This window comes from Paraburkholderia sp. BR10923, assembly GCF_040948765.1.
GTDB classification, from domain to species: Bacteria; Pseudomonadota; Gammaproteobacteria; order Burkholderiales; family Burkholderiaceae; genus Paraburkholderia; species Paraburkholderia youngii.
This window is the reverse complement of record NZ_JBFPKO010000019.1, coordinates 64957-90592: the sequence shown is the minus strand read 5'-3', so window position 1 is coordinate 90592 and position 25636 is coordinate 64957. Positions and strand designations below refer to the sequence as shown.

The window sequence follows — 25636 nt, the reverse complement described above, 5'->3', positions numbered from 1 at the left end:
TCTTACCCACACTCTGCGGCGCTTGCATAGCGCTGCTTCAAAAAGTTTTTAACAGAGGAGTAGAAATGAAAAAGACTCTCGTGGCTTCGGCAGTGGCGTTGGTCGCGCTTGGTGCACATGCTCAAAGCAGCGTGACGCTCTACGGTATTGTCGATGCTGGGTTGGGCTGGCAGAACAGCTCGACGTCGTTGAGCGCACTGGGATCGTCGAAGCCCTCGCCCGGTGGTGCTTCGAAAGTCCAAATGATCAACGGCGTCTGGGCTGGTAGCCGTTTCGGCCTGAAGGGCTCGGAAGATCTGGGCGGCGGCACGAAGGCAATTTTCCAGTTGGAACAAGGCTTTAACAGCGCAACCGGCGCGCAAGGCGTGTCGGGTCTGGCATTCAACCGCCAGGCATGGGTGGGTATGACGAACGGCCAGTTCGGTACGCTGACGGCCGGCCGCCAGTACACCTCGTACTACACGCTGCTGTCGCCGTATAGCCCGACCACGTGGCTGACCGGTTTTTACGGCGCGCACCCGGGTGATATCGACTCGCTGGATACGCTGTACCGCTCGAACAACTCGCTGGTCTATACGTCGCCGAGCTTTGGCGGCCTGACGGTCAGCGGTTCGTACTCGCTGGGCGGCAACGCAGGCAGCTTCGCCGCTGGCCAGGTTTGGAGCGTGGCAGCACAGTACCTGAACGGCCCGGTCGGCATCGCAGCAGGTATCCAGCGTATCGACAATGCGGGCATCTTCACCCCCGCCACCGCCACGGCCGCAGCCAGCACGAACTGGAATTCGGCGATGTCGAACAACGGCGCACAGCCGGCGGTCTCGGCAATCAACAACGGCTTCCAGACTGCAGCGAAGCAGCAGCGCGTCGCAGTGACGGGCGGCTACGCGTTCACCTCGGCGTTGGACGTTTCGTTCGCATACTCGAACGTTCAATACGCTGCGGGTTCGGGCTCGTTGTTCCACGGCACCCAAATCTGGAACACGGGTGGCGCAGTGCTGCACTGGAAGCCGATCTCGGTGCTGGACCTGGCCGCTGGCTATAGCTACACCCGTGCAACGTCGTCGAACGGCATTTCGGACACGGCTAGCTACAACCAGTTCAACCTGTCGCAGTACTACACCCTGTCCAAGCGCACCGGTCTGTACGCGCTGGAAGCCTATCAGCGTGCTAACGGCAAGACGCTGGCAGGCGACGGCAAGACGATCATCAACGCACAAGCAAGCATTGGTGACGGTCAGAACAGCGCGCCGGCATCGTCGCGCAGCCAGGTCGCTGTCGGCGTTGGTATCATCCACAAGTTCTAAACAGTTACTGAATACGTGGCGGCACGTTGTTTTGCCGCCACATCGACGCGATTTTTTTCGCGTTGTAAGCCTCGAAAGCTGCGCACCTCACGTGCGCAGCTTTTTTTTCGATGCCTCGTTTTTATGCATCGAAGCGCTGGTCTCGCCAGCGCTTTTCCGGGTCGATCAGGCCTCCGACCACAAACGCCCACCCGTCGCCCAGTTTTCGCGCTTCACGTCGGTCAGGATGATGTCGACCGAGTTCGGCTCGACGCCGAGCGATTCGCAGGTGGCTTTCGTGATCGCTTCGACGAACTGGCGTTTCTGTTCCAGCGTACGGCCTTCGAAGAGTTCGATATGAAACGTGGGCATGACGTTGCTCCGTGGGGTTGAGAGTTGGGACTGGAATGAAGCGGACCGGCTCGGGCGTTCAGGCGCGATAGCCGCGATCGAGTCGATCGAGCTTGCGCAGCAGCGCGGGCCATTCGAGCGCGCCTTCGATCGCGCCGCCATCGTAGAGCTGCTCCGCCGTGCGTGCGGCGACCGCGTCGCTCGGCACCACCAGCGGCGCGCCGCAGCTTTGCGCCTGAATCTGGATTTCACAGGCTTTCAACAGCGTCGCCATCAGCACATAAGCTTCGGCAACCGTGCGTCCGAGCGTCAGCGTGCCGTGATTGCGCAACAGCATCGCGGGATGATCGGCGAGATGCGCGACGAGGCGCTCGCCTTCGGCCGGCGTGAACGCGAGGCCTTCGTAGTCGTGATATGCAAGCTGGCCGTAAAAGCGCAGCGCGTGCTGCGACGCCGGCAGCAATCCTTCCGGCTGCGCGGACACGGCCACGCCCGCGGTGTTATGCAGATGCATCACGCAGAACGCGTCGTCGCGCGCGGCATGCACGGCCGCGTGCAGCGCGAAGCCGGTGGCGTTCACCGGATGTTCGCTGGCGCCGACGATATGGCCCGCGATGTCGATTTTCACGAGATTCGACGCGCATACCTCATCGAACGCGAGGCCGAACGGATTGATCAGGAAGTGGCCCGGTTCGCCGGGCACGCTTGCGGAAATGTGTGTGTAGATCAGATCGTCCCAACCGTTGAGCGCGGCGAGACGATAAGCGGCGGCCAGATCGATGCGGGTTTGCTGTTCCGCTTCCGACAGCGGACCGGTCTCGGCGATGCGGCCGGCGGGTGAGTGGGCGAACGACATATCTGTCTCCTGTCGGCTGGAGTGAGTGTTTCAGCACTGACTCCGGCGCCATGCGATTGATCGCCGACGCAAGAAGGTTGCTGAATGCGAGGCCGCGCGACGCGGGAACCGGCTTGGGATGCTACCGCACAATGCCGTGCGGGTGGCGACAGCGCACGACCCATCCGTTACGCGCTGCGGCGCCCGAGCGACTGCATGCTCCACGTTGCGAGCACGAACGGCGCGGTCATCGTAAGCCAACCGCAATGCAGCGCGGCCGCTTGCAACAGCACCGACATCGCGATGCCGCCGAGTGTCGCCGCGTAGCCCGAGTCGGCTAGCGCGAGCGCGGTCAGCGCCCCGTTGAACCCCCACAGGCCGGCGTCGAATGAAGCAACGCTCGCGCCGAGCAACAGGTGTGCCGCGCTCGCCAATGTCGCGCCGCCCAGCGCATAGAGCGCGTGTTTGGGCGAGGCGGCGGCAATCCCGAGCAGCACCAGCACACCCGCTGGCGCGCCCGACGCGAAGCCGGTCTGCGCAACGCCCGCGAGCACGCCGCTGACGAACCGCATCGCGTCGAGCGGATGAGCGGCGTCGGGACCCGCCGACAAGGAACGGCTCGCGATCAGCGGCAACCATAGCCACGTGACGATCAGGCACGGACTCGACAGATAACCGAGCCCACGCACACGCAACCAGCGCGACCACGGTCGCAGCAGCCATGCGGTGGCCGTCGCCGCAAGAATCGCGACGGCCGACGCGCGCGCCGGATCGCCGATGAAGCTGAACGCGGCGAGGCCCGCGAGCGCGCCGTTGAAGCCGGGCAGGCCAGCACGCAGGTCGGCGTCAGCCGAACCGGCGAGCATCGCGCTGACGTTGGCCGCGATCGCGCCGAGCAGCGCGGCGCACACGAGACGCGGCTCGCTGAGAAGCCACGCGCCGAGCATGCACACGCCGGTCGAGGCGTTCGATTGCAGCACGATCTGGCCGAGGCTGCGCAGCAGCGTGCGCAGCGGGGCGCTGAGCGAGGAAGAGGGGGCATCGGTCGCGGCGGCGTGCATCGGCGGCGGGTTCGGAGTCACGACAAACCGCGAGCATAGTCGAGCGGCCAACACTCAGGCATCTAGCGCGTGGATACTGGCTATTTGCCGGCCGTAAGCGCCTGGGTCGGGATTGACTCGCGCGCGCACTTTCGCGCTACGATGAAAGGCCGGCGCGCCCACTGCGCCGTTTCGTGAGGAGACGCCGATGCGTGAATTACGATGGGCCTCGGAAGAGGGCGACGGCATCGAACATCTGGTATTCGATGCGCGCGACGACGGCTTCGCCGTGGAAAGCGTCGTGATCGGGCAGCGCTATGGCAAGGCGTACGGGCTGCATTACACGGTGCGCTGCGACGCGCGTTGGCGCACGCGCTATGCGCACCTGAAGATCGTCGGCGGCGGCGAGCTGGAATTGCATGGCGATGGCGAAGGCCATTGGCACGACGGGCACGGCCTCGCGCTGAGTGCGATCGAGGGCTGCATCGATATCGATATCGCCGCGACGCCGTACACCAATACGTTGCCGATCCGCCGGCTGCAACTGGCCGAGGGCGAACGTCAACCGATCGAAGTCGCGTACATCTCGACGCCGGACTTGCAGGTTACGCGCGCCGAGCAGGCATACACGTGCATCGAGTTGAATGGCGAGTACCGCTACGAAGGCATTTTTCGCGAGTTCACCGCCAATATGCGCGTGGATAGCGATGGCCTCGTGATCGACTATCCGACCTTGTTCGCGCGTTTGCCGCGCGCGCGTTAGGTTTAGCTTTCGGCGTCGCGGTTGCTACGCCGCGCCGTGCGCGCGGCGGACTACCCGTGCGTGCCGCCTGCCGCGTTTGAAACGTCGTCGGGCCCGGTCGATGCGCCGCGGCCGAGCGTGCGTTGCATCAGTGTCGTGTCGAGCCAGCGGCCGTGCTTGTAGCCGACCGCCTTCAACGTGCCGGTCAGCTCGAAGCCGAGCTGCGTATGCAATGAGAGCGAGCCGCCGCTGCCGCCATCGGCGATCACCGCGATCATCTGACGCCACGGTCCGGTCTCGCAACGATCGATCAGCGCCTGCAGCAGCAAGCGTCCGATGCCGCGTCCGCGATATGCGTCGTTCACGTAGATCGAGTCTTCGATCGTGTTGCGATAGGCGGCGCGCGGGCGATACGGCGTCGCATAGCAATAGCCGGCGACCTCGCCGTCGATCTCCGCGACCATATACGGCAGTCCGTGGCTGCGCACGCTTGCGAGCCGCGTGCGCAGGTCGTCGACGGACGGCGGGGTTTCTTCGAACGACGCGACACCGGTCAGCACGTGATGCGCATAGATCGCCTGAATCGCGGGGAGGTCGGCTTCGGTGGCGTCGCGGATCAGCGGGGCGTCGAGCGGAGGGCGGGGTGAACTCATGCGTGGTCCGGTCGTGGCAGGCTCAGTTTGGTGGAAGCCTTCACTATGCCTGTGGCCGGCGCGGATTTGAAGCGGGTCAAAGATCGAATTGGTCGAACTCGCTCTGCAACTCGCGATTGCGCGCCACGCGTTCGTCGATAGCCGGTCCGCGCCGTTCGACGACCGCCGAGATCAGCAGGTTGAACAGGCACGTCAGCGGCGCGAGCGAATCCCAGAACTGACCGACGTCGGTCTTCACCTGCAGCAGGTCGCCGTCGAAATCGCGCGCCCACGGACAGTAGATATCGGTGACCAGCGCGAACGGCAGACCGCGTTGCGAGGCCGCCTGGCAATAGCGTCGCGCGATCGTCGAATAGGCGCGCGTGTCGGTGACGATCAGATACGGCGTGCTGAACTCCGAGTTCAACGAATCGACGTAGGAACCCGACATGCCATCCGAATAAAACACGCGCGGGCGGATGTATTCGAGGTAGCTGTAAAACGCGTTGCTGATACCGCGCGTCGACTGGATGCCGAGGATATAGACCGCATCGGCGTTCGCGATGCGCTCGGCGACGCGCGCGAAGGTCGGCGAGCGCGCGAGTTCGTATACGTGCTGGATCGCGCCGATCTCGAGTTCGAGCGATTGGGCGAGCGCCGCGTCGCGCGGCGAAGCGCCGTCAGCAACGCCCGGTTCATGCGGCTCACGGGGTTGGGGGCTGTCGCTCGGTCCACGGCGGAACGCGTCGAGCCGGTCCGTAATCAGCCAGGGCCGCTGCTGCGTGCCGCGCAGCTCGCGTTTCAGATCGTCGAGATTGCGATAGCCGACGCTGCGCAGAAAGCGGCCGACCGAAATGCCGCTGGTGCCGGCTTGCTGCGCGATCTGGTCGGCGGTCTCGAGGCCGAGCCGGTCGAGGTTCGCGAGCATGTAGCTGGCGACGCGTTTCGATGTCGGCGTGAGTTCGGCAAAACGGGCTTCGACGGTTTGGGCAAAAGCGGTCGTCATCGTCAGTCGCGGCGCAAGGCGCTGGTTGTGCCAATCTGCGAAATGATGACATATCGACCCACGACTCGCGCAATTCGATCGTGAAAAAGACTGTTCGCCGTGCGCTGGTCGAGCCGCGTCAGGCCGCCCGCCGCGCCGGCGCCGCGCGCGAAAAATGCCGAGCGCCCGCCACGCAGGCGACCACGATCACGGTGACGATGATCATCGACGGCGGGACCTGTTCGTGCAGCAGCACGCCGGCGAGCAGAAGCCCGAAAAACGGCTGCAGCAACTGCAGTTGACCAACCGCCGCGATACCGCCGAGCGCGAGTCCGCGGTACCAGAACACGAAGCCGATCAGCATGCTGAACAGCGACACATACGCGAGTCCCCACAGCGCGGCGGCGCCGACACCATCGAACGACACGGGGCGCGTCCACCAGGCGAGCGGCAGCATCAATGGCAGCGACAACACGAGCGCCCACGAAATCACCTGCCAGCCGCCGAGGTGACGCGACAGCCGCGCGCCTTCCGCGTAGCCCAGCCCGCACACGATGATCGCCGCGAGCATCAGCGCGTCGCCGAGCGGCGACGCGCTGATGCCGTGCCGCAACGCGAACGCGGCCACCGCCGCGCTGCCGAGCGCCGAGAACAGCCAGAACGCCGGCTGCGGCCGCTCGCCGCCGCGCAGCACGCCGAAGATCGCGGTGGCGAGCGGCAGCAAACCGATGAACACGACCGCATGCGCAGCGCTCACATGCCGCAGCGCCAGCGCGGTCAGCAACGGAAAGCCGACCACGACGCCGAGCGCGACCACCACGAGCGGCAGCAGATCGCGGCGCTGCGGCCGCGTCTCGCGGAACACCAGCAACAATAGAAGACCGAGAACGCCCGCGATCGTCGCGCGCGCCACGGTCAGAAACACCGGATCGAGTCCCTGCACGGCAAGCCGCGTGGCCGGCAGCGAGCCGCTGAAAATCAGCACGCCTGCGAAACCGCTGAGCCAGCCGTTGGTGGTCTTGTCCATTGCGTACATCCCTGCGCTCAAAGAGTCACATGATGCGCGCCGCGGCAGTAAACGTTAAGCTACAGATCAGTACAGTTCGCACAAACTGTACCGAACATGGAGCAGTACAGATGGCGGGAACCGACAACAACGAGACGGTGCCGGGCACGCGCGTCGGCCTCGTGATGGACAATCTGCGCGAGCGCATCGCGAGCCGCTCGCTGATGCCGGGCGCGCGCGTGCCGTCGATTCGCGCGATGACCGACACGCTCGGCGTGTCGAAATCGACCGTGGTGGAAGCCTACGACCGGCTCGTCGCGGAAGGTGTGATCGTCGCGCGGCGCGGCTCAGGGTTCTTCGTGTCGGGCCATGCGCCGCCGCTTGCGCTCGCCGATCTCGGCCCCCGGCTCGATCGCGAGGTCGATCCGCTGTGGCTCACGCGGCAGTCGCTGGAGACCGGCTCGAAAGCGCTGAAGCCAGGCTGCGGCTGGATGCCGGCTTCGTGGCTGCCGGAAGATGGCGTGCGGCGCGCGCTGCGTGCGGTCGCCCGTGATCCGCAGTCACTGCTCGCCGACTACGCGAGCCCGGCCGGCTTGCCGGCGCTGCGTCAGCAGCTTGCGTGGCGGCTCTCCGCGCACGGCGTCGATGCGCCGCCCGAGCAGATCCTGCTGACCGACGGCGGCACCCATGCGCTCGATCTCGTGTGCCGCTTCCTGCTCGAACCGGGCGACACGGTGTTGATCGACGATCCGTGCTACTTCAATTTTCAGGCGCTGCTGCGCGCGCATCGCGTGCGGATTGCGAGCGTGCCGTACACGCCGCAGGGACCGGATCTCGCGGCGTTCGAGCGCGTTCTGGTCGAGCAGCGTCCGCGGCTCTACGTGACGAACTCGGCGATCCACAACCCGACCGGCGCGACGCTCGCGCCAGCCGTCGCGCACAGGCTGCTGAAGCTCGCCGGCGAGCACGATCTGCTGATCGTCGAGGACGACATCTTCGCGGACTTCGAAGACGAACCTGCGCCGCGACTCGCCGCGTTCGACGGGCTCTCTCGCGTCGTGTCGATCGGCAGCTTTTCGAAGACGCTGTCGGCGGCGGTGCGCTGCGGCTATATCGCCGCGCGGGCCGAATGGGTCGAACCGCTGATCGATCTGAAGCTCGCGACGTCGTTCGGCAACGGCCAACTCGCGGCGAGCGTCGTGCATCGGATGCTGGTCGACGGTACCTATCGTCGTCATCTCGAGGCGATGCGCGCGAAGCTGGCCGATGCGATGGGAGAGACCATCAGGCGACTCGGCTATGCGGGCCTCGATATCTGGACACGGCCGCGCGCGGGCCTGTTCGTGTGGGCGCGCTTGCCCGAGGCGCTCGATGCCGCCGACATCGCCCGTCATGCGTTGACGGCGGGCGTCGTGCTCGCGCCGGGCAACGTGTTCAGCGCGTCGCAGGCGGCGGCGGGCTTTCTGCGTTTCAACGTGTCGCAATGCAATCGCCCGAAGGTGTACGAGGCGTTGCAACGGGCGATGGATGCGTGCGCGGTGTCGGCCGACGCGGGGCCCCAGCGCGTCTGAAACGAACTGAATCGAATCAGGCGCGCGGTCCTTGCTACGGCGTTATTTGCACAGCAGAAGCATCCGCTCCTGTTCCGAGCAGGGCGTATGCGGTTTCGGCGCGGGTTGCGCGGCCGCCGCGCTCATCGCCGCGGTGCGGTTCGCGAGACACGCGCGCAGGTGCTTCTCGACCGGACCGTAATACTTCCACCCGCGTACGAGCGTCGGCAATTCGAGCTTCACCTGTTTCCATTTCGGATGGCCGTGCTCCTGCAGATTGTCGAAGTTCGCGCACAACGAGTCGGCGAAATGATTCAGATTGCTGACAGTGTCGCGCAAGCCATAGTCGTAGGTGACCAGAAACGCTTTGACCGTGAGGCCCGGCACGTCTTCCTTCAGCCAGCCTGGGTAGCTGCTCTGACGGATCGTCGTCGGAAAGTAGGTCTGCTTTGCGCGGTTCGTCTCCGGCGCGTTGGGATCGGCGGGCAGCAGACGCAGTTGTGACAGCAGGTCGGGCTTCATGCTGGTGAATAGATTCGCGGGTTGCCCGACCACGATGATCGCGACGTCGATTTTCTTCACGATCAGCGCGGCCAGCGCGTCCTCGTTGCTCAGATGCACGACGTTCTGCTCGGGAATCGGCTGGCCGAACATCAGGCGGTAGAGCGTCGTTGCCGACTGCGCGGTGCCGCTGCCCAGCAGGCCGACGCTGATGGTCTTGTCCTTGATGTCGGCGAGCGTTTTCAGCGGCGAATCCGCCCGCACGACGACGTTAATTTCCTCGTCGTAGAGCGGCATGATCAGTCGCAACGGCCGGATCGTCGTGCCCGCATCGGGGTTGCCCGTGTTGGCCATGTCGATGAACGCCTGGTATACGTCGGACTGCACGAGCGCGAGCTTCACGCCGGGCTCGAAACGCATGCGCTGCACGTTTTCGGCCGAGCCTTTCGACGCCACCACTTCGAGGTCGATGCCGACCGGCTGGGCCACCCATTTCGACAGGTCGTTGCCGATCTGGATATAGGTGCCGCGCTCCGGCCCGGTGACGATCTTGTAGTGGGCCGGTTCCGCGCCGGCCAGCGAACATACGACCAGTACCACCAGCCCCAGCCAGCCCGCGAGAAGTCTCTTCAGCATGGTCATTCTACCTATCGGTCAGGTTGATCCCGCTTCACGCGTGGCGCGTGGAAGCACCAGTGATCCGGTTGCCATGTCATGTTCAAACTGCTGTCAGGGCCGCTCCGTCTGTTGCCGCTCAGAGGGCGAATGATTATGTGGGAATCGGCACAGACGGCGACCATTCGATCTGCTATGCGAAGCAATGTTTGGGCGCGACGGCGCAGTCGTTGGCGTCTCCGCGACCCTGAGCGGAGGGTTGCGTCGCGCTTGAGCGCTAGTTGCTCCGCGGCGTCGCGGTTCTCACGACGCCGGCGTTCGTTGCGGTCGCGGCAAGCGCGCCGTGCTCCAGCATGCCGGCGGGCAGCGGTACCTGCAGTTGCGCCTGCGCGAGCGGCGCGCCCGGCGCGGCGTCCGCTGCCGCATGCGGCGGAGTCAGCGGCGCCCAGCCGGTCTCGCGAATCACGCGCTCGAGGATCACTTTCGCCGCGTCGTTGCTGCTGTCGATCGCGAGCGCCTCGTTCGCGTGCTGACGCGCGCACGGCCACGACTGCTGCGCGACGCAGACCTGCGCGGCCTGCAGCGCGGTATCGCGACGCTGGACGAGCGGCCGCATCTGATCGGCCAGAACCTGCGCATCGCTGTTTCCCGGTTGTAACGTTTGCGCGGCCGCGAGAGCGGCCTGCCCGGCGGACAGGTCGTTGGCGCGGAACGCGGTCCTCGCGACCTGCAACGCCTGTGCGGCGTCGTGGAATTGCATCGCGGGCCGCACGGGCGTCGTGGCCAGCGGCGGCATGACAGGCGGCGCAGCCGGTGTCGCTGGAATGACGGGAACCGTGGGCACGACGGGCGCGGGCTTCGCCGCCAGTTCGCTCACGGGCGGAGGCGCAGGCCTGGCCGCGGCCGGCGCGTGTGCGGTCTGTGCCTGAGCCATCACCGGTGCGGACGCAAGCGGCGCGATCATGCCGGTCGTCGTGGTGCGGACATCCTGAGTAATCTGCTCGACGCCTTTATCTTCCGATTCGCCACCGTCGCTGAATAACGTATAAGCGATATACGCCAGGCCGATCGCGATGACCGCGCCGATCACGTATAGCACGCGCCAGATCGTCTGCGCAGTGTTGCGCGGCGCGTACATCGGATCTTCGTAAGGTGGGATAGCGGTGTCGGTCGACACGAGCGCCGTGTGCATGATCGGCTCGCTCTGCAACAGAGATTCGGACGCCATCGCGGCCGAGGCGATGACGGGTTCATCCCGTGTGCCGAGCTCGTCGTCGAAGCGGGGCAGCGGCTTGTGCGTGGCGCTCGCGCGGCTGCCTGGAATACCGGTGCGGATGTGCGGATCGTCTTGCTCGAACGGATGCGCAGCGCCACAGTAGGGGCAGGCGTCGACTTGTCGGTACAGTGCGCCGCCGCAGCGTTTGCAGGGCGTGGGGAAACTTTGGCCGGTTGCTGTCTGGGTGGACATGCCGTGGACCCACCTTTGGAAAACGATGCCGTAAAGGCATGCTCCGGATCGTGTTGAGGCAGGAGCCTTGTCCGCGGAATCACGATCCACATGCGCCGGAGGTCGCGGAGACGTAGGCCGCGCCTGCGTTTCCACGGTTTCCAATATGTGATGTTTCACGGGGGACGTCAACGCGGTAGGCCCCTGGATTGTGTGCGCTACCGCTCATTCGGAGGTATGAAGAAACTTTGCCGATACGCTCAAAAACGAATGTATGTGTCTGTTGTTTCACGACAAATGCACGGGCGCGCCCCATCTAGTGAACGCGACAAAAAAACAACGAGGCCGACGCGCTGCGCGTGCGGCCTCGTGATCGCCCGGCTATTGGATGCTTGCCGGTAAGTGTTTGCATCAGCATCCGGATCAGGCGCAGAAGAACGCTCAGTGCTTTCGCAACGGATGATCCTTCAGCAGCCACGCCAGCGCGAAGGCGAGCACCACGACGCATGCGGCCGACAGATACACGGTATGCAACGCGCCAGCGAACGCATGCAGATAGTCGTTGCGCAATGCTTCGGGTAGCTGACGAATCGCGGCGGGACCCAAGGCCTGCGGAAGTTCGGTATCGGGCGGGATCAGCTTTTCGAGGCGTGAGGCCAGTCCGTTCGAAAACACCGCACCGAAACCGGCCACGCCGATCGAGCCGCCGATCGAGCGAAACAGCGTAACGCCCGACGTCGCCACCCCCATATGCTTGAACTCGACGGTGTTCTGGACCGCGAGGACCAGCACCTGCATCACCATGCCGAGGCCACAGCCGAGCAGGCCCATGTACAGATACATCACATGAATCGGCGTATCGATCTGCAGGCGCGCGAGCAGCAGCATCGCCACGGAGACGAGGAACGTGCCAATGATCGGGAACAGCCGATACTTGCCGATCTTGCTGATCAGACGGCCCGTCACCATCGACAGAATGAACAGGCCGCCCATCATCGGCAGCATCTGCATGCCGGCTTGCGACGGCGTGGAGCCCTTCACGACCTGCAGATAGAGCGGAATGAACGTAACGGAGCCGAACAGCGATACGCCGATGATGAAGCTCACGAGGCTGCTGATCAGAAACGTGCGCTGCTTGAACAGTCCGAGCGGCATGATCGGTTCGACCGCGCTGCGCTCTTCGTGAATGAAGCCCCAGATCGCTACGAGGCCCATGCCGAGCGTGAACCACAGTTGCGGCGAGGTCCACGGCAGGATCGTGCCGCCCTGGCTCGTGAACAGGATGATGCAGGTCAGCGCGCCGGCGAGAAAAGCGGCGCCCATGTAGTCGATCGTGTGCTTGACGTGGCGCACGTGCGGCTTGAACACCGCGCCGATCACGATCAGCGACAGGATGCCGAGCGGCAGGTTGATGTAGAAGATCCAACGCCAGGTCAGATGCTCGACCAGAAAGCCACCGAGCAACGGACCGATGACGGTGGCGAGACCGAAGATGCCGCCGAACACGCCCTGATACCGGCCGCGCTCAGCGGGCGGAATCACGTCCGCGATCGCCGCCATCGTCACGACGAGCAGGCCGCCGCCGCCGAGACCTTGCAGCGCGCGCAGCACGATCAGCTGACTCATGTTTTGCGCGATGCCACACAGCGCCGAGCCGACGAGAAAGATGACGATCGCCGTCTGTAGCACGATCTTGCGGCCAAACAGGTCGCCGAACTTGCCGTACAGCGGCACGACGATCGTCGAGCTGAGCAGGTAGGCGGTCACGACCCACGACAGGTTATTGAGCCCGCCCAGATCGCCGACGATGGTGGGCAGCGCGGTCGACACGATCGTCTGGTCGAGCGCGGCGAGCAGCATGACCAGCAGCAGCGCCGGAAACAGCAGCCGGATCGGCGGATGATCGGCTGCGTCTGCGGCCGAGGCCAGGCGCGGTTCCTCGGGCGCGGAGTCGACGGACAGGGTCGTAGCGGGTTGTTCCATGGCGGCAACGCGTTGAAATTAATTAACTGAACGATTAATATAGGCGACATCGCCTCTCACGTCAAATTCAATGCAATGACAAGGATCTCGTCTGATGACGCCGCGGCGGACCACGTCGTGACAGATGCGGGGCCACCCGCGCGAATTGCCGCGAAAAAGCGTGGCGCGTCGAAGCCCAAACTCGAGGCGACGCAAGCGGATACGCAAACCGCGAATCTCACAAGCGGCGCGCCAACCGGGTCGCCCGCCCGCCGCCCCGGCCGGCCGACGGGCGCCGCGCGCGGCCCAGAGCAACGTGCGCGCTTGCTCGACGCTGCGCTGACGTTGTTCGCAAGGCAGGGCATCGTCGAGACATCGCTCGGTGAGATCGCCCGCGAGGCCGGCTTCACACCCGCGATGGTGCACTACTACTTCAAGACACGCGACCAACTGCTCGATGTGCTGATCGACGAGTGTTTCGCGCCGTTGCGCGCAAGCCTCGGTCTGCCGTTCCGGGAAAATCCCGACGCTCCGGTCGCGGCGATCACGCAGTTCACCGAGCGGCTCGTGCAGATCGCGAGCGATAACCCGTGGTTCGCGTCGCTGTGGATTCGCGAAGTGATCAGCGACGGCGGTCTGCTGCGCCAGCGCATGCATGAGCGTTTCGGCTTCGCGCATCAGAAGGAGTCGCTGCTCGCGATCGCGCGTTGGCAGAAGGAGGGGCGCCTGAATGCATCGCTCGAACCCGCGCTCGTGTTCGTCACGCTGCTCGGCATGACGATTCTGCCGCTGGCCACCTCGAAGCTGTGGCGTAATGATCCGTTGCGCCGCAATATCGGCGGCGCGGAGATCGCACGGCATGCGGTGGCGTTGCTGGTGCAGGGCATCGGGCCCGCCAAGGGCGCTTGAACCGGCGGCCGGTGTGGTGCACCGGTCGCCGTGTCGTTTGAAAAGGCCCTAGACTTTGCGGTTTTTCTTCCACTCGTCGAACGCCGCTTTCGTCTCGTCGTTCGGCGGATAGGTGCCGGGAAGCGCGGCGCCGGCACGAATCCTTTCGGTCAGAAACGCTTCGAGCCGTTCCTGCTCGGCCGCGGCTTGCGCGACGTCGTCGGCCATCTTCAGCGGAATCACGACGACCCCATCCCCATCGCCGACGATCACGTCGCCCGGAAACACCGCGACGCCGCCACAGCCGATCGGCACGTTGATGTCGACCGCGTGATGGCGGATCAGATTGGGCGGCGCGCTCGCGCCGGCGCAAAACACCGGCATGTCGAGCGCGGCGATCGTCGCGCTGTCGCGCACCGGGCCGTCGGACACCATGCCGGCCACGCCGCGCACCTGCAAACGCAGCGACAGAATCGAACCGAACGACGCGCTGCCGCGCTCGCCGCGGCAATCCTGCACGAGCACATGGCCCGGCGGAATGGTCTCGACGCATTTGCGTTGCGCGTAGTCAGGGTCCGCGAATAGCTCCAGCACGTCGATGTCTTCGCGCGACGGGATATTGCGCAGCGTGAACGCCGGCCCAACCAGATTCGCGGCGCGGCGCGGACCGAGTGGTGCGACGCCCTGCATGAAGGTATTGCGCAGACCGCGCTTGAATAGCTGCGTGGTCAGCGTGGCGGTGCTGACGTGACGAAGGATCTCGAGCGTCGCGGTGCAAAGCGCGGACGATGTGGCGGACATGGTGTCGGGTGGCCTCGGGTTGGGATGAGTGGACATCGATAGACGCGTGCGGACGGCCGCGAACCGAAGCATGCCGCGCATGCGCGCCCACGATGATAGCGCCGCGGCGCCAACGGTTAGCGGGTAAGCGCCAATTCATCTTTGTGTCATCGACACGCGCGACCCGGCCCCTCTTCACGTGACGCGAACCCCTGCAGCAAGGCACGCGACATGCTTGCAGAGTCGTCGGATGCGAGCGGCGCAACACGAACGACAGCGCCGCGTCGCGCAAACAATACGAAGGACGGAATCGAGACCGGGCGGAGAAGGCCGTACGAACGGGGTTCGTGCGAACCGCGCCGGAACATCGGGTGCCGGCAATCGGCGAGCCGCGGAAAAACTGCGGACACTCAGCAGCTAAATCGCGGCATGCGTCGAGCGCCGTTTTTTCATCGACGTGCAATTTTGGCGCGTTACCGTGCGCACGCGTTGTACTCGGGAAGGTGCTCAGCAATGTTTTACAATCGCGGACCTGTCTGCAACTCGGCGTGCGAAATCGAGTCGGAACCATGGACAGCAACACCTCGGCCGCGCAAATCGGCGGCAATCAGCAGAGTGAAACATTGGCCACTTCCGATGGCCTAACCGGTTTTCCAGAGCAACAACATACGATGAATGCAGCAATGAGGCTCGATCAGGCCACGATCGTGCTGGTAGAGGACGACCCCGACAGCCGGGAATCGTTGACCTTGCTACTCGAGGCGGAAGGCGCGAAGGTATGCGCGGTCGCCGATGCGGAAGAGGGTGTCGTGGCGGCGATGGAGTTGCTTCCCGACGCGGTCGTCTGCGACCTCGACTTGCCGACCATGGATGGCTTCTATCTGATCCAGCGGCTGCGCGATCACGAGATTTGCGGCGGCCATTCGCCCGCGGTGGCGGTGGCGCTGACCGGCCACACCGACGACGCATATCGCCTGCGCAGCATCGGCGAAGGCTTCCAGCATTTCATGACCAAACCCGCGTTACCCGAAGCGCTCGTGACGTTGCTGCGCGACGCGATCGACGCCCGCGCGGCGGGGTGATCGCCGCTTCGTAGCGGGCTCGCAGCGGGCTTTCGTGGAGAGCGAGTAGTAGCAGGCCGGCGCGCGGCGGGAAGACGTCGTTTCGCGGAACAGCGCGCGGCCATCGGCGCTTCGCAGCGCATCCCACCGCGTTGCGCACCTGACGCGTAGCGCGCCGCTATTTCGCCGCGGCCACCGGCGCGGCTTCGCCAGCCATTGCGGCCGCCTGACAGGCCGCACAGAGGCCCTTCAACTCGATTTCGTCGCTCGCGAGCCGATAGCCCGCGTCTTCGATCTGCGCGATCAGGGCCTGGCGCAGCTTCGGTTGATGCAATTCGGTGACGCTGCCGCATTGCTGGCACACGACGAGAATGCCGTGCTGGCATTGCGTCAGATCATGGCAGACGGTGAACGCATTGATCGACTCGATCCGATGCACGAGTCCCGCCGACAGCAAAAAATCCAACGCGCGATAGACGGTGGGCGGCGCCGAGCCCGGGTGAATCTGGCGCATTTCGTCGAGCAGTGAATAGGCCTTGGTCGCGCGTCCCGAGTTCAGCAGCAGTTCGAGCACCTTGCGCCGGATCGGCGTGAGTTTTTCGCCGCGTTCGCGGCAATATTGCTCGGCCAGTGCGAGAGCCGCTTCCTGCGACGGCTGATGCACGTCGTGATGCGCATGATGCTCGTGCGCATCGGCGGCGGAGGCGGCAGGTGCGGGAGTGACCGGATGGCCGGTTGCGGCGGGGTTGGGGGTTTTCATGCGTCGATTATAGAGGCATGCGCGGTGGGTCGCCGCGCCGGTCGGGGGATCGGCGCGGCACAGGCGCGGCACAAGCGCGCGGGCGGCGCTTACGAAGTCGCCAGTGAACCGGCCGTTCAGGTCAACGGAAAATCCACGTACTTCTTGAAGCCGGTGCGCGTCGTCAGACGCGAATACCAGCGCTCCAGACTCGGCAGCGGCGGCCGCTGCAAACCGTCGAGGCCGAACCAGCGCTTCGCGTACGCGCCGATCACGATATCGGCGAGCGTGAACTTTTCGCCTTCGAGAAAGAAGCGGCCCTGCAGATGCGTGTCGAGCAGGCGCCACAGCACGGTGACCGCCTTCACGTCGGCGGCGAGTTTGGCGGCGTCGCGCTCGGCCTCCGGCGTGCGCACGAGCGACCAGAACACGGGACGTTCCACCGGCTGCAGCGTCGACAGCGACCAGTCCAGCCAGCGGTCGATGCTCGCGCGCAGTTTCGGCTCGGCCGGATACAGCAGGCTCGATTCGCCGTATTGCATCGCCAGATAGCGCAGGATCGAGTTGGATTCCCACAGCACGAAGTCGTCGTCGACCAGCGTCGGGATCTTGCCGGTCGGGTTCATCGCGAGATAGTCGGGTTCGTTGTTGCGGCCGAATTGCAGGCCCGCGTCGATGCGGTCGAATGGCAGTACGAGTTCGTCGCAGCACCACAATACTTTCTGGACGTTGACTGAATTGGTACGTCCCCAGATCGTAATCATCCGGTAAATCCTTTTCTCTTACGGTTGGCAAGCCGCGCCTCGCGCGCGGCGTTCAGCCAGTTACGATACACGATGCGCGAAGCTTTGCGCGGCATCCGAAAGGCGCCCTCCGCGCGAGGCGGCGCAGCCTCGCGGATGCGACGCCCGCCACCGCGTTGCGTACAATGACCGCACCCCGAATTGCGCACTGAGCCGACACGCGTAGGCTCACGCATCCAAACCCAATAAGGCATCGCATGGCCCGCATTGTTCCCGACGACTGGAAGAGCCTCGAAGCGACCGGCGCGGCGGCGCGCGAGCGCGAAACGCTCGCGCTGCTCGAACAGGCACTGCCCGCCGATTACACCGTCTATCACGGCGTGCATTGGACTCGCCTGAACCAGAACTTTTCGGTATTCGGCGAGGCCGACTTCGTGATCGTGAGTCCTGCCGGGCGTCTGATGATCGTCGAGCAGAAGACCGGCTTTCTGCGTGAAACGCCGAAGGGGCTCGTCAAGGTGTATCTGCAGACCGAGCGCAACGTCGCGATCGCGCTCGCGCATACGATCGAGAGTCTGCACCGGCGTTTTACCGCGGCGTTCGGCGCCGGCACGTATTTCATCGAGGAACTGCTGTACTGTCCCGATCACATCGTCAAGGATGCGGCGATCGCCGGTGTGAATCCCGCGCGCATCGTCGACGCGACGCGGCGCGAACGGCTCGCGGCGATCATTCGCGAAGCGCTGCCGGCCGATGAGCCGCGCCTTCCCAGCGCATCGAAAATCCATCACTTTCTCGCCGACGAACTCGCGCTGGCACCGGACACGAGCGCGCTCGTCGGCCAGGCGGGCACGCTCGTCACGCGCCTGTCGGGTGGACTCGCCACGTGGGCCCGGCGGCTCGAATTCACGCCGTTCCGTTTGCGCGTGGTCGGCACGGCGGGCTCCGGCAAGACGCAACTCGCGGTGCAGGTGATGAAGGACGCGGTCGCGCGCCGTGAGCGGCCGTTGTACGTGTGCTTCAACCGGCCACTCGCCGATCACATTGCGCGGGTCGCGCCGCCGGAGGCGAAGGTCGCGAACTATCACCAGCTGTGCGACTGGATCATGCGCGACGCGGGCCGCGCGCCCGATTTCCAGTCCGCGCAGGTATTCGATCAACTGGAGGCCGGATTCGCCGACACGCCGATCGAGCCGCGCTGGCAGTTCGACGTGCTGATCGTCGATGAAGGGCAGGATTTCCAGCAGTCGTGGATTGCCTCGCTCGAGCGGCTGCTGCGGCCGGGCGGCGCGTGGTGGTGGCTCGAAGACCCGCTGCAGAATCTGTACATGCGCGAGCCGGTGTCGTTACCCGGCTGGGCCACGCTGAAGGAAACCACCAATTACCGCAGTCCGCGTGACATTCTCGACTATTTGCGCGATGTGGTCGGCTCGTCGGTGCCGCTTGCCGCGGCGCTCGCGTCGGGCAGTCCGTTCGACGGCTCAGACGTTTCGGTGTCGGTCTACGACGAAGCGCAGGCCGCCGAAAGCAGTATCGACGCGACCAAGCGCGCGATCACCCACGCGCTCGGGCTCGGCTTTCGCAAGCAGGACATCGTGGTGCTGTCGTTCCGCGGCAGGGACGGTTCGGCGATGAGCGCGCTCGATCATCTCGGACCGCATCGGCTGCGCAGCTTCACCGGCAAATACGATCTGTTCGGCAACCCGGAGTATCGCGACGGCGACGTGCTGTTCGAATCGATCTACCGCTTCAAGGGGCAGGCGGCGCCGTGCGTGATCTTCACCGAGATCGACTTCGACGCGTTCGACGAACGCGTCGCGCGCAAGCTGTTCGTCGGCGCGACGCGCGCGACGATGAAGCTGATCGTCGTCGCGTCGCAGCGAGCCGCGCGTCATTTGCAGTTGCGCGAGGGGAAGGACAAGTAGAGAACGCTGAGCTCGGCTCAACTCCACGCCCTTGCGCTCACCAGCATCCCCGTGCGCGTCAGCGCATCCCACCAGATCACGCGCAACAAGGGCGCCTGCTGCGCGATCAGCAGCGCCTGCACCGGATCGCTTTCGACGAAGTGAGTGACACCCGAGCGCAGCGCCGCGCTCGCCTTGTGCGCGGCCGCGCCGGAGGGGCTGTCGTCATGCAGGCCGGGCGCGCGCATCACCAGTTGCAGATGAGCGAAGCCGTGTCGCGCGAGCCACGCTTCGGTGCGCGCGCGATCCATCTCCGGGCGGCCCGTGATGATCGTGCGCACGTGTTGCAGGTCGATGCCGGGCAGCACCTCGAACGGCAGCAGCGCGTCGCGCTCGGCGAGCGCGCCGGCAAGGTCTTCGTCGTAGCGCGCGAGCGGTACGTCGGGCAGCAGGATGCCGTCGAGGTCGATTGCGTAAGCCGCGTATTCGTGGTCGTTGGCCATCGCCGGCGCGGCGCCGGCTTCGACGCGTGCCCAGTCGTCGCGGTAGCGCTCGGTGTACGCCTGGCGCTCCCATGGAAAGAGGGCGAAGTAGCCGCGCGCGTCGATCGCGTAGTCGGGCTGCACGCGGCTCAGTTCATCGACCGCGGCGGTCAGCGTTTTGACTTCGAGCCCGTGCGACTGCAGGAACGCGATGCAATCGGCGAGCGTAAAACCGCGTCCGGCGATGTCCTCGCACAACAGCACTTTCGAGCCGGCGGGGGGGATCGGCAGCGTCGACTCCCATGCGACCGCGCGCGTCTGGCGATCGTAGCGCAGGAACGCGACCGGCGCGCCGACCGCGTGCGACACCATCAGCGCGAGCGGCGCGCCACCGCGCAGAATGCCGAGCGCGATCGTGAAACGCTCGGCGAGCAACTCCGGTTGCAGCGATTCGATCCAGTGATCGAGCTGTTCGTACGTCAGGGGCAAGACCGGCTTGTTCATGACTATCGGGTTTTTGAGTCAGCGCATTTTGGCGATATTATGCATGCGGGTCAAAGGTCGCGTGTCGGGGTGGCACGCGTTTGACTGCACGGTATGGCGCAACACTTCGCTGGCATAAGATCGGCTGACCGTGGCGCCGCCCACGGTCCGGCGAATCAACTAAAACGGATAAAAAAAGCAAATGGCCAACCTGATTGCAACGCTGCGCAATGCAGCCGGCGAAACCGGTGTGCCCTCGCGGATGCGCTGGCTGGCGGGGCTCGCGGGACTGATCGTCGGGCTTACCGTCTATGGCGCGCATGCGCAGCCGGGCGTGCGGCAGTCGCCGGCGCTGGCGCTCGACGTCGAGGGCAAGATCGGCAACACCAACGACGCCGCGCATCACACCTATCACTTCGACGAGGCTCAACTGCTCGCGCTGCCCGTGCATACGATCACGACTTCGACCACCTGGACACCGCGCTCGACGTTCGCCGGTCCCAGGCTCGCCGACATCCTGAAGGCCGTCGGCGCGCGCGGCAGCGAAATCGAGCTTCACACGTACGACGATTACACCTACACCGTGCCGGTCGCGGACTGCGAACGCTACGGCGTGATCGTCGCGTACAGCATGAACGGCCAGCGCCTGAAACTCAGCGACTTCGGGCCGCTGTTTCTGATCTATCCGCGCGACGCTTTTCCGGATGAACTGACTGGCGCGGTCGGCGACTCGAAATTCGTATGGCAGATCAAGGCCCTCATCGTCAAATAGCGCGTCGTCCGTGGCGGCGCGCGATGTACGTGCTGATCTGGCTGATGGCGCTCGCCGCGCCCGTCGGCGCGATCGGCTACCTGCTGTATGCGAACCTGTTGAACCCGCGCGCGACCGAGCAGTTGACCGGCACCTACGACGGTTTCTACTGGGACGCCGCACAACTGCAGATCGCCTACGCTCGCTTCGAGAACCAGCTGCTGCTGTATCAGTCCGGCGCCGACGACGACTATCAGCGGTTGCTGCTGCGCTTTCAGCTCCTGCAATCGAAGCTGCGCGTGATGGCCGGCTCGACGCAGCGGCTCTCCGCGCAGCTCGCTCTGTTGCAACGGCAGATCGACGAAATCAGGACGCTCGAGAATGTGCTCGACGACATCCAGCCCGAGATCGACGTACTGCCGCGCGACCGCACCCGTGCCGCGCGGATCGACGCGCAGCTGCGCCAGCACTGGAGCGAGGTCAACGATCTTGCGCTGTCGCGCCGTTTCGCCGATGTCGCCGACCGCGAAGCGATGAACCGCGATTTCATCGACAAACGCCGCCTCCTTTTCGCGGGTGGTCTGGTGCTGCTGTTGCTGTCGGCGGCGGCGACGCTGCTGCTCGTGCTCAACGGCCGGCGCCGCACGCGGCTCATGCGCCAGCAGCGCGCGGCGCTGGAAGCCGAGCATCAGGCAAGCCGCGCGGCGCGCGAGGCGAGCCTCGCGAAAGATGCGTTTCTCGGCATGATCAGCCATGAGCTGCGCACGCCGTTGCATGCGATCGTGTCGTCGGTGGAACTGCTCGGCTTCCACTATCACACGGAGGCCGACCGCAAGGTGATCCAGCGGCTCGAAACCGCGGCGCGCCATCTCGAAGCGCAGATGAAGGACCTGACCGACTACGCGCGCCTCGGCGCCGGCAAGCTCGAACTGCGGCACCAGCATTTCGAGCCGCGCGAGCTGCTGGCGTCGATCGTCGATGAACACACGATGTCCGCCAAGGCGCGCGGCCTCAAGCTCGAAAGCGAGGCGAGCGGCGCGAGCGGGCTCGTCGAGTCGGACCCGCACCGCATCCGGCAGATCGTCAACAACCTCGTCACCAACGCGATCCGCTACACCGAGACCGGCACGGTGCGCGTCGAGCTGCGCCAGCAGCCGGCGCTGCTGGTTTTCGTCGTCAGCGATACGGGACCAGGCGTGCCGTCCGAGCAGATCCCGCTGATCTTCGAGGAGTTCACTCAGCTCGATGCGAAGCGCTCGCGCCGTTTCGAAGGCGCCGGCATGGGGCTGACGATCGTGCAAGGGCTCGTCAAGCTGTTCGGCGGCACGGTGGATGTCGCGAGCACGGTCGGCGAGGGCACCCGCTTCACGGTGACGATTCCGGTCGTGCCGGTCGCCACCGTCGAGCCGGCCGACGTCGCGGCGCAAGCCGAGCCGGACGGCGCGCAACCGTGCGTGCTGATCATCGACGATAACAGCCTGATCCGCGAGTCACTCAGCGAAATGGTCGCGCACATGGGCTACGACTCGCTCGCACTCGGCAACGCCAACGACGCGCTCGCGTGGCTCGATACACACCGGTGCGAAGTGGTGCTGCTCGATCTGCATATGCCGGGGCGCGACGGCTACACGTTTCTCGAGGACTTCGCGGTGCGCGGTGGACCGTCGGCGGGCGTGCCGGTGATCGTGGTCAGCGCGTACGCGCCGGAGGTCGTGCGGGATGATGAAGGTGGGGTGACTGGCGCGCCGTCGGTGTTCGAGGCGCTGTTAAAGCCGGTCCATTACGAGGATCTGAAGCACGCGCTGCAGCGCGCGCTGGCGGCGCGGCATCAGGCGTGAGGGCGGCGCCGCGCCCGGGGCGCGCATCGGCGCCAGCGGATCAGGGGCGATTCAGCCGCTTCGACAGATCGGCGACGAGGATCGCCATGCGCGCGGGCTTTTCGTAGCACGCGACGTCGTAATCGCGGATCACCTCGCTGATCTCCGATTCGCTGGCCTTGCCGGTCAGCAGCTCGCCGGTCAGCACGAAGATCGGCGCGTCCGGGTTCTCCGACGCGCGCACCGCGCGAATCGCGGCCGCAGAAGTTTGCGAGCCGAACAGCCAGTCGATGATCACGCCGTCGAACACCTGCGTTTGCAACTGCTCGCTGAAGGCCGCGAGCCCATAGATCGCGACCGCCGCGAAGCCGCTGCGCTCCAGATAGTCGCGCAGGTTATCGGCGCTCGCGCAATCGTCGTCGACGACCGCGATGGAAGGCTTGTCGGTTTCGGCGCGGCGTGGATAGATCTCGATCTTGTGGACTTCATAGGCGCTCTGATACAGCGCGCCATCATGTCGCGAGACACGCCATTGACCGAGCCGCGAATAGGCGACGAACTCCGGACGGCTACCCGGTTCGAGCGCGGCGCCGACCCACGCGGTACAGGCGATTTCGGTCGCGCCGATGCAGAACACCGCCTCCTGGGCGATCGCGCCGACCACGCCCGGATCGAGCGACTGCGCGCCGAACAGCTGCGCCGCCGGTTCGTCGAACACCTCGGCGACTTTCTTGATCTGCGACAGCGTCCATGGACTATTGCCGCGCAGTTTGCGGTGCCCCTGGGAAAAACTCAGATCGAGGATGCGGCATAGCTCCGTGGTTTGCTGGCGCTTGCCGATTCCATGCCGGCTCATCAACTCGCGCACGCGCTCGGCAACCGCGATGGAGTCCGGTGAGTGTGTTTCGTTGGCCATACTGCGTGAAAATCCGCGAGTTAAAAGGTACAGGTGGTACGCGGTCGACAGGCGCAAGCCGACCTTGCGCATGCAATGCGCATGAATCGGCCACGCGGGGACAGCAAATGTACCGTAAAAAAATTCACTGTTTATGATTTTGTCAGACCGTCGCCGAGGCCGCTAATGCAAGCGACGCAGCCGTCGCGCGGGTGACTTTTGATGCATTGAGCATCAAAAAGCATTCTACCGGTGAAACGATGACGAAACCGTAGGGAATCCACGAATGAGTTGTGCGCAAGCCAACGGTTCCGGCTTCTGGCCGCAAAGCGTTCAACTCGCCGGCATCGTGTCGAGCCGGGCCGCCGAGTTTTGAAGTCCCTTGAAAATCCGCTCGGCGACCTTGCCCGGAAAGCGCTCGGGCAACGCCGCCGACACCCGTTCGATCACGCCGGGCGTCTGCTCGATCAGACGCTGGATCAGCGGCTCGGCGTCGGCGCCGTACGAACACTTCAACGCCATCGCGTTGAAATGACGCCGCTGCACGTCGCGAAACGCATCGTGCTTGCTGCGCGACCACAGACCCATCGCAAGCCGCGCCTGGTACCAAGACCATTGGTTCGGGCCGTTGCCTTCGACCGGCCAGATCGACATCACGTCGTAAAGCGGCGTCAGACGGTACTGGCCACCCGCGAGCAGACGGATGCTGAAGTTCTTCGCGTGGCCGTCCGGCGCGGCCAGCATCCAGAACAGGATCTGGCTCGCGAGCAAGGTATCGAGGTCCTGCCGCGCATCGACCGACTGCTGCAGGATCCGCGCGAGGTCGAGCACGCCGGGGCCGCCCTCGTTCTCGTACTTGCGATGCGACGGCACGCCGTACACCTGGCAGAAATCTTCCTGCGGCAAACGCAATAGCCAGCTGCCGCTCGAATGCATCTGCCGGTCGAAGCGTTCGACGGCGAGCACGCGCTGCTGGCCGAAGCTGAGCACCTCGGTGTTCGCGACCGGCAGGCCGAACTCGCGCAGAATCCGCATGCACAGCCACTCGTTTTCGACCGACGTGCTCAGATCGGCGAGCCGGTTGCCGACTAGCCCCAGCGGCAGCTTGAAGATATGCGTGGTCGGCGTCGCGCCGTGCGGCCGCTGCCATTGGCCGTCGTGCCACAGCAGCGCGGTTTTCTCCTGCGCGCCGGCGAGCGAGATGCGGAAGTCGTCGGGTTCGTCGGGCGCGCCGAGCGTCGGTTTGCCGACCGTTTGCGCGAGCAGCGCCTCGATGTCGTCGTCGGAGAGCGGCGTGCCTTCGATGCGCTGAACCCCGACCGGCGCGTCGTCTTCGCCGAGCAGCTGGACCGCGCCGACGCAGTCGCGGCCGATGGCCCGCAGCAGGTCGAACGCGTCGAGCGTTTCGGTCCGGTAGCGCTGCGCGATGCGTTTGCGGATAGCGTCGCTGTCGGGCAGCAGGTTGTCGAAGTAGTTGAGCACCCGCGGCCCTTTGTGCGTCATGTTGCCGGGCGTGAACGGCAGCGACAGCGACAACGGACGACCCGCCGGCGACGCGATCCAGGCGGCGTCGTAGGCGAACTCCATCGGACCACGCGCGGGCAGGCGCCAGACGCCGACGCGCTCGCCGTTGGCCCAGACCGACAATGCCTTCGAGGCGGTTTGCCGGGCCATCTCACCACTCGACGTTCGGTGCCGGCTCGGCGCTCGGCTGATTTTTGTCGCGCAACTGCAGTTGCAGGCCGTAGGCGCCGCACAGCGCGAGCAGCTGCGTAAGCGTGAGCCCGCTCGCATCGGTTTCGAGCGCGGAAATGCGGCTTTGGCTCACGCCGACGCGCGCGGCCGCCTCGGTCTGCGTGAAGCCGGCCTGGCGGCGGCTGGCCGCCAGCAACTGCGCGAGCTGGTCCGACGTGGTGATCAGATGGAGCATGGCGGATTATTTGCGAGACGAATAAACGCAATTTATGCGTTACACGAATATTTGTCAAATATTTGCATGACAGATAAGCGACGGATATCCGTGTGACGGATAATCGCGGAATCCGGCAGGAGCCCGCGCGTCGTCCTGGCCGCGACCAGCAGCGGTGCCGAACTCACGCGGCATTGCGGACAATGGCCGCCACTGCGAAGATGACGCCCACGTC

24 protein-coding genes are annotated in these 25636 nt (G+C 65.2%); 8 read left to right on the top strand and 16 right to left on the bottom strand.

Translation table 11 applies throughout. The annotated features are described in order from the left end of the window. Positions 1 to 65 precede the first annotated feature (65 nt). On the top strand, positions 66 to 1304 hold the full coding sequence (locus AB3X94_RS28895) for a porin (RefSeq protein WP_176105714.1): 1239 nt from the start codon (positions 66 to 68) through the stop codon (positions 1302 to 1304). A gap of 165 nt (positions 1305 to 1469) precedes the next feature. On the opposite strand, the gene AB3X94_RS28890 is transcribed toward AB3X94_RS28895, so the two are convergent. The 3 genes from AB3X94_RS28890 to AB3X94_RS28880 form a co-directional block, all read right to left on the bottom strand. Continuing rightward, positions 1470 to 1796, bottom strand: coding sequence for a 4-oxalocrotonate tautomerase (locus AB3X94_RS28890; RefSeq protein ID WP_176105715.1), 327 nt, complete (start codon positions 1794 to 1796; stop codon positions 1470 to 1472). Next, positions 1714 to 2490, bottom strand: coding sequence for a class II aldolase/adducin family protein (locus AB3X94_RS28885; protein WP_368613374.1), 777 nt, complete (start codon positions 2488 to 2490; stop codon positions 1714 to 1716). Before AB3X94_RS28885 ends, AB3X94_RS28890 begins: the two co-directional genes overlap by 83 nt. A 167-nt stretch (positions 2491 to 2657) precedes the next feature. Further along, positions 2658 to 3530: an urea transporter gene (locus tag AB3X94_RS28880; RefSeq protein ID WP_368613407.1), complete on the bottom strand. Its 873-nt coding sequence runs from the start codon at positions 3528 to 3530 to the stop codon at positions 2658 to 2660. Positions 3531 to 3717: 187 nt separating this feature from the next. On the opposite strand from AB3X94_RS28880, the gene AB3X94_RS28875 reads away from it, so the two are divergent. After that, the gene (locus AB3X94_RS28875; protein ID WP_176105717.1) at positions 3718 to 4272 is read left to right on the top strand and encodes a putative glycolipid-binding domain-containing protein; all 555 of its coding nucleotides are present in this window, start codon (positions 3718 to 3720) and stop codon (positions 4270 to 4272) included. A 50-nt stretch (positions 4273 to 4322) separates the two neighbouring features. Here AB3X94_RS28875 and AB3X94_RS28870 read toward each other — a convergent pair whose 3' ends face one another. The 3 genes from AB3X94_RS28870 to AB3X94_RS28860 form a co-directional block, all read right to left on the bottom strand. Continuing rightward, the gene (locus AB3X94_RS28870) at positions 4323 to 4904 is read right to left on the bottom strand and encodes a GNAT family N-acetyltransferase (RefSeq protein ID WP_176105718.1); all 582 of its coding nucleotides are present in this window, start codon (positions 4902 to 4904) and stop codon (positions 4323 to 4325) included. 76 nt (positions 4905 to 4980) lie between these two features. After that, positions 4981 to 5889, bottom strand: a complete 909-nt coding sequence (gene sapR, locus AB3X94_RS28865; protein WP_368613373.1) for a sap1 transcriptional regulator SapR — start codon at positions 5887 to 5889, stop codon at positions 4981 to 4983. A 118-nt stretch (positions 5890 to 6007) separates the two neighbouring features. Then, on the bottom strand, positions 6008 to 6895 hold the full coding sequence (locus AB3X94_RS28860; RefSeq protein ID WP_176105720.1) for a DMT family transporter: 888 nt from the start codon (positions 6893 to 6895) through the stop codon (positions 6008 to 6010). A gap of 110 nt (positions 6896 to 7005) precedes the next feature. On the opposite strand from AB3X94_RS28860, the gene AB3X94_RS28855 reads away from it, so the two are divergent. Further along, the gene (locus AB3X94_RS28855; RefSeq protein WP_368613372.1) at positions 7006 to 8445 is read left to right on the top strand and encodes a PLP-dependent aminotransferase family protein; all 1440 of its coding nucleotides are present in this window, start codon (positions 7006 to 7008) and stop codon (positions 8443 to 8445) included. A 42-nt stretch (positions 8446 to 8487) separates the two neighbouring features. Here the strand turns inward: AB3X94_RS28855 and AB3X94_RS28850 are convergent, their stop codons facing one another. From AB3X94_RS28850 to AB3X94_RS28840, 3 genes are all read right to left on the bottom strand, one after another. After that, a complete protein-coding gene (locus AB3X94_RS28850; protein ID WP_176105722.1) occupies positions 8488 to 9561 on the bottom strand; it encodes a TAXI family TRAP transporter solute-binding subunit in 1074 nt (357 codons plus the stop codon). Positions 9562 to 9817: 256 nt separating this feature from the next. Further along, positions 9818 to 11008, bottom strand: a complete 1191-nt coding sequence (locus AB3X94_RS28845; protein ID WP_368613371.1) for a hypothetical protein — start codon at positions 11006 to 11008, stop codon at positions 9818 to 9820. A gap of 420 nt (positions 11009 to 11428) precedes the next feature. Further along, positions 11429 to 12970 (bottom strand): MDR family MFS transporter, encoded by a 1542-nt coding sequence (locus tag AB3X94_RS28840; protein WP_176105724.1) that lies wholly within the window; start codon positions 12968 to 12970, stop codon positions 11429 to 11431. Between the two features lie 75 nt (positions 12971 to 13045). Between AB3X94_RS28840 and AB3X94_RS28835 the strand changes: the two genes are divergently transcribed. Further along, entirely contained in the window at positions 13046 to 13858 is an 813-nt protein-coding gene (locus tag AB3X94_RS28835) for a TetR/AcrR family transcriptional regulator (RefSeq protein ID WP_368613370.1), read from the top strand. 48 nt (positions 13859 to 13906) lie between these two features. On the opposite strand, the gene AB3X94_RS28830 is transcribed toward AB3X94_RS28835, so the two are convergent. Then, positions 13907 to 14638: a ribonuclease activity regulator RraA gene (locus AB3X94_RS28830; protein ID WP_368613369.1), complete on the bottom strand. Its 732-nt coding sequence runs from the start codon at positions 14636 to 14638 to the stop codon at positions 13907 to 13909. Positions 14639 to 15186: 548 nt separating this feature from the next. Between AB3X94_RS28830 and AB3X94_RS28825 the strand changes: the two genes are divergently transcribed. Next, positions 15187 to 15699, top strand: a complete 513-nt coding sequence (locus AB3X94_RS28825) for a response regulator (protein ID WP_176105726.1) — start codon at positions 15187 to 15189, stop codon at positions 15697 to 15699. A gap of 157 nt (positions 15700 to 15856) precedes the next feature. On the opposite strand, the gene AB3X94_RS28820 is transcribed toward AB3X94_RS28825, so the two are convergent. Both AB3X94_RS28820 and AB3X94_RS28815 read right to left on the bottom strand, forming a co-directional pair. Further along, positions 15857 to 16438, bottom strand: coding sequence for a Fur family transcriptional regulator (locus AB3X94_RS28820; protein ID WP_176105727.1), 582 nt, complete (start codon positions 16436 to 16438; stop codon positions 15857 to 15859). A gap of 116 nt (positions 16439 to 16554) precedes the next feature. Continuing rightward, the gene (locus tag AB3X94_RS28815) at positions 16555 to 17181 is read right to left on the bottom strand and encodes a glutathione S-transferase family protein (protein WP_176123133.1); all 627 of its coding nucleotides are present in this window, start codon (positions 17179 to 17181) and stop codon (positions 16555 to 16557) included. Between the two features lie 236 nt (positions 17182 to 17417). Here AB3X94_RS28815 and AB3X94_RS28810 point away from each other — a divergent pair, with 236 nt between their 5' ends. Next, complete coding sequence (locus AB3X94_RS28810; protein ID WP_368613368.1) at positions 17418 to 19085, top strand: ATP-binding domain-containing protein; 1668 nt, start codon at positions 17418 to 17420, stop codon at positions 19083 to 19085. 17 nt (positions 19086 to 19102) lie between these two features. On the opposite strand, the gene AB3X94_RS28805 is transcribed toward AB3X94_RS28810, so the two are convergent. After that, positions 19103 to 20050: a phosphoribosyltransferase gene (locus tag AB3X94_RS28805; RefSeq protein ID WP_176105730.1), complete on the bottom strand. Its 948-nt coding sequence runs from the start codon at positions 20048 to 20050 to the stop codon at positions 19103 to 19105. Positions 20051 to 20231: 181 nt separating this feature from the next. Between AB3X94_RS28805 and AB3X94_RS28800 the strand changes: the two genes are divergently transcribed. Together AB3X94_RS28800 and AB3X94_RS28795 are read left to right on the top strand one after the other, a co-directional pair. Further along, positions 20232 to 20801: a molybdopterin-dependent oxidoreductase gene (locus AB3X94_RS28800; RefSeq protein WP_176105731.1), complete on the top strand. Its 570-nt coding sequence runs from the start codon at positions 20232 to 20234 to the stop codon at positions 20799 to 20801. Beyond that, a complete protein-coding gene (locus AB3X94_RS28795) occupies positions 20771 to 22618 on the top strand; it encodes a hybrid sensor histidine kinase/response regulator (RefSeq protein ID WP_368613367.1) in 1848 nt (615 codons plus the stop codon). The genes AB3X94_RS28800 and AB3X94_RS28795 overlap by 31 nt, the downstream gene beginning before the upstream one ends. A gap of 40 nt (positions 22619 to 22658) precedes the next feature. Here AB3X94_RS28795 and AB3X94_RS28790 read toward each other — a convergent pair whose 3' ends face one another. From AB3X94_RS28790 to AB3X94_RS28780, 3 genes are all read right to left on the bottom strand, one after another. Continuing rightward, positions 22659 to 23513, bottom strand: coding sequence for a helix-turn-helix domain-containing protein (locus AB3X94_RS28790; RefSeq protein ID WP_176105733.1), 855 nt, complete (start codon positions 23511 to 23513; stop codon positions 22659 to 22661). Positions 23514 to 23825: 312 nt separating this feature from the next. After that, positions 23826 to 25166 (bottom strand): type II toxin-antitoxin system HipA family toxin, encoded by a 1341-nt coding sequence (locus tag AB3X94_RS28785; protein WP_368613366.1) that lies wholly within the window; start codon positions 25164 to 25166, stop codon positions 23826 to 23828. A gap of 1 nt (position 25167) precedes the next feature. Beyond that, on the bottom strand, positions 25168 to 25422 hold the full coding sequence (locus tag AB3X94_RS28780; protein WP_018433135.1) for a helix-turn-helix domain-containing protein: 255 nt from the start codon (positions 25420 to 25422) through the stop codon (positions 25168 to 25170). Between the last annotated feature and the right edge of the window lie 214 nt (positions 25423 to 25636).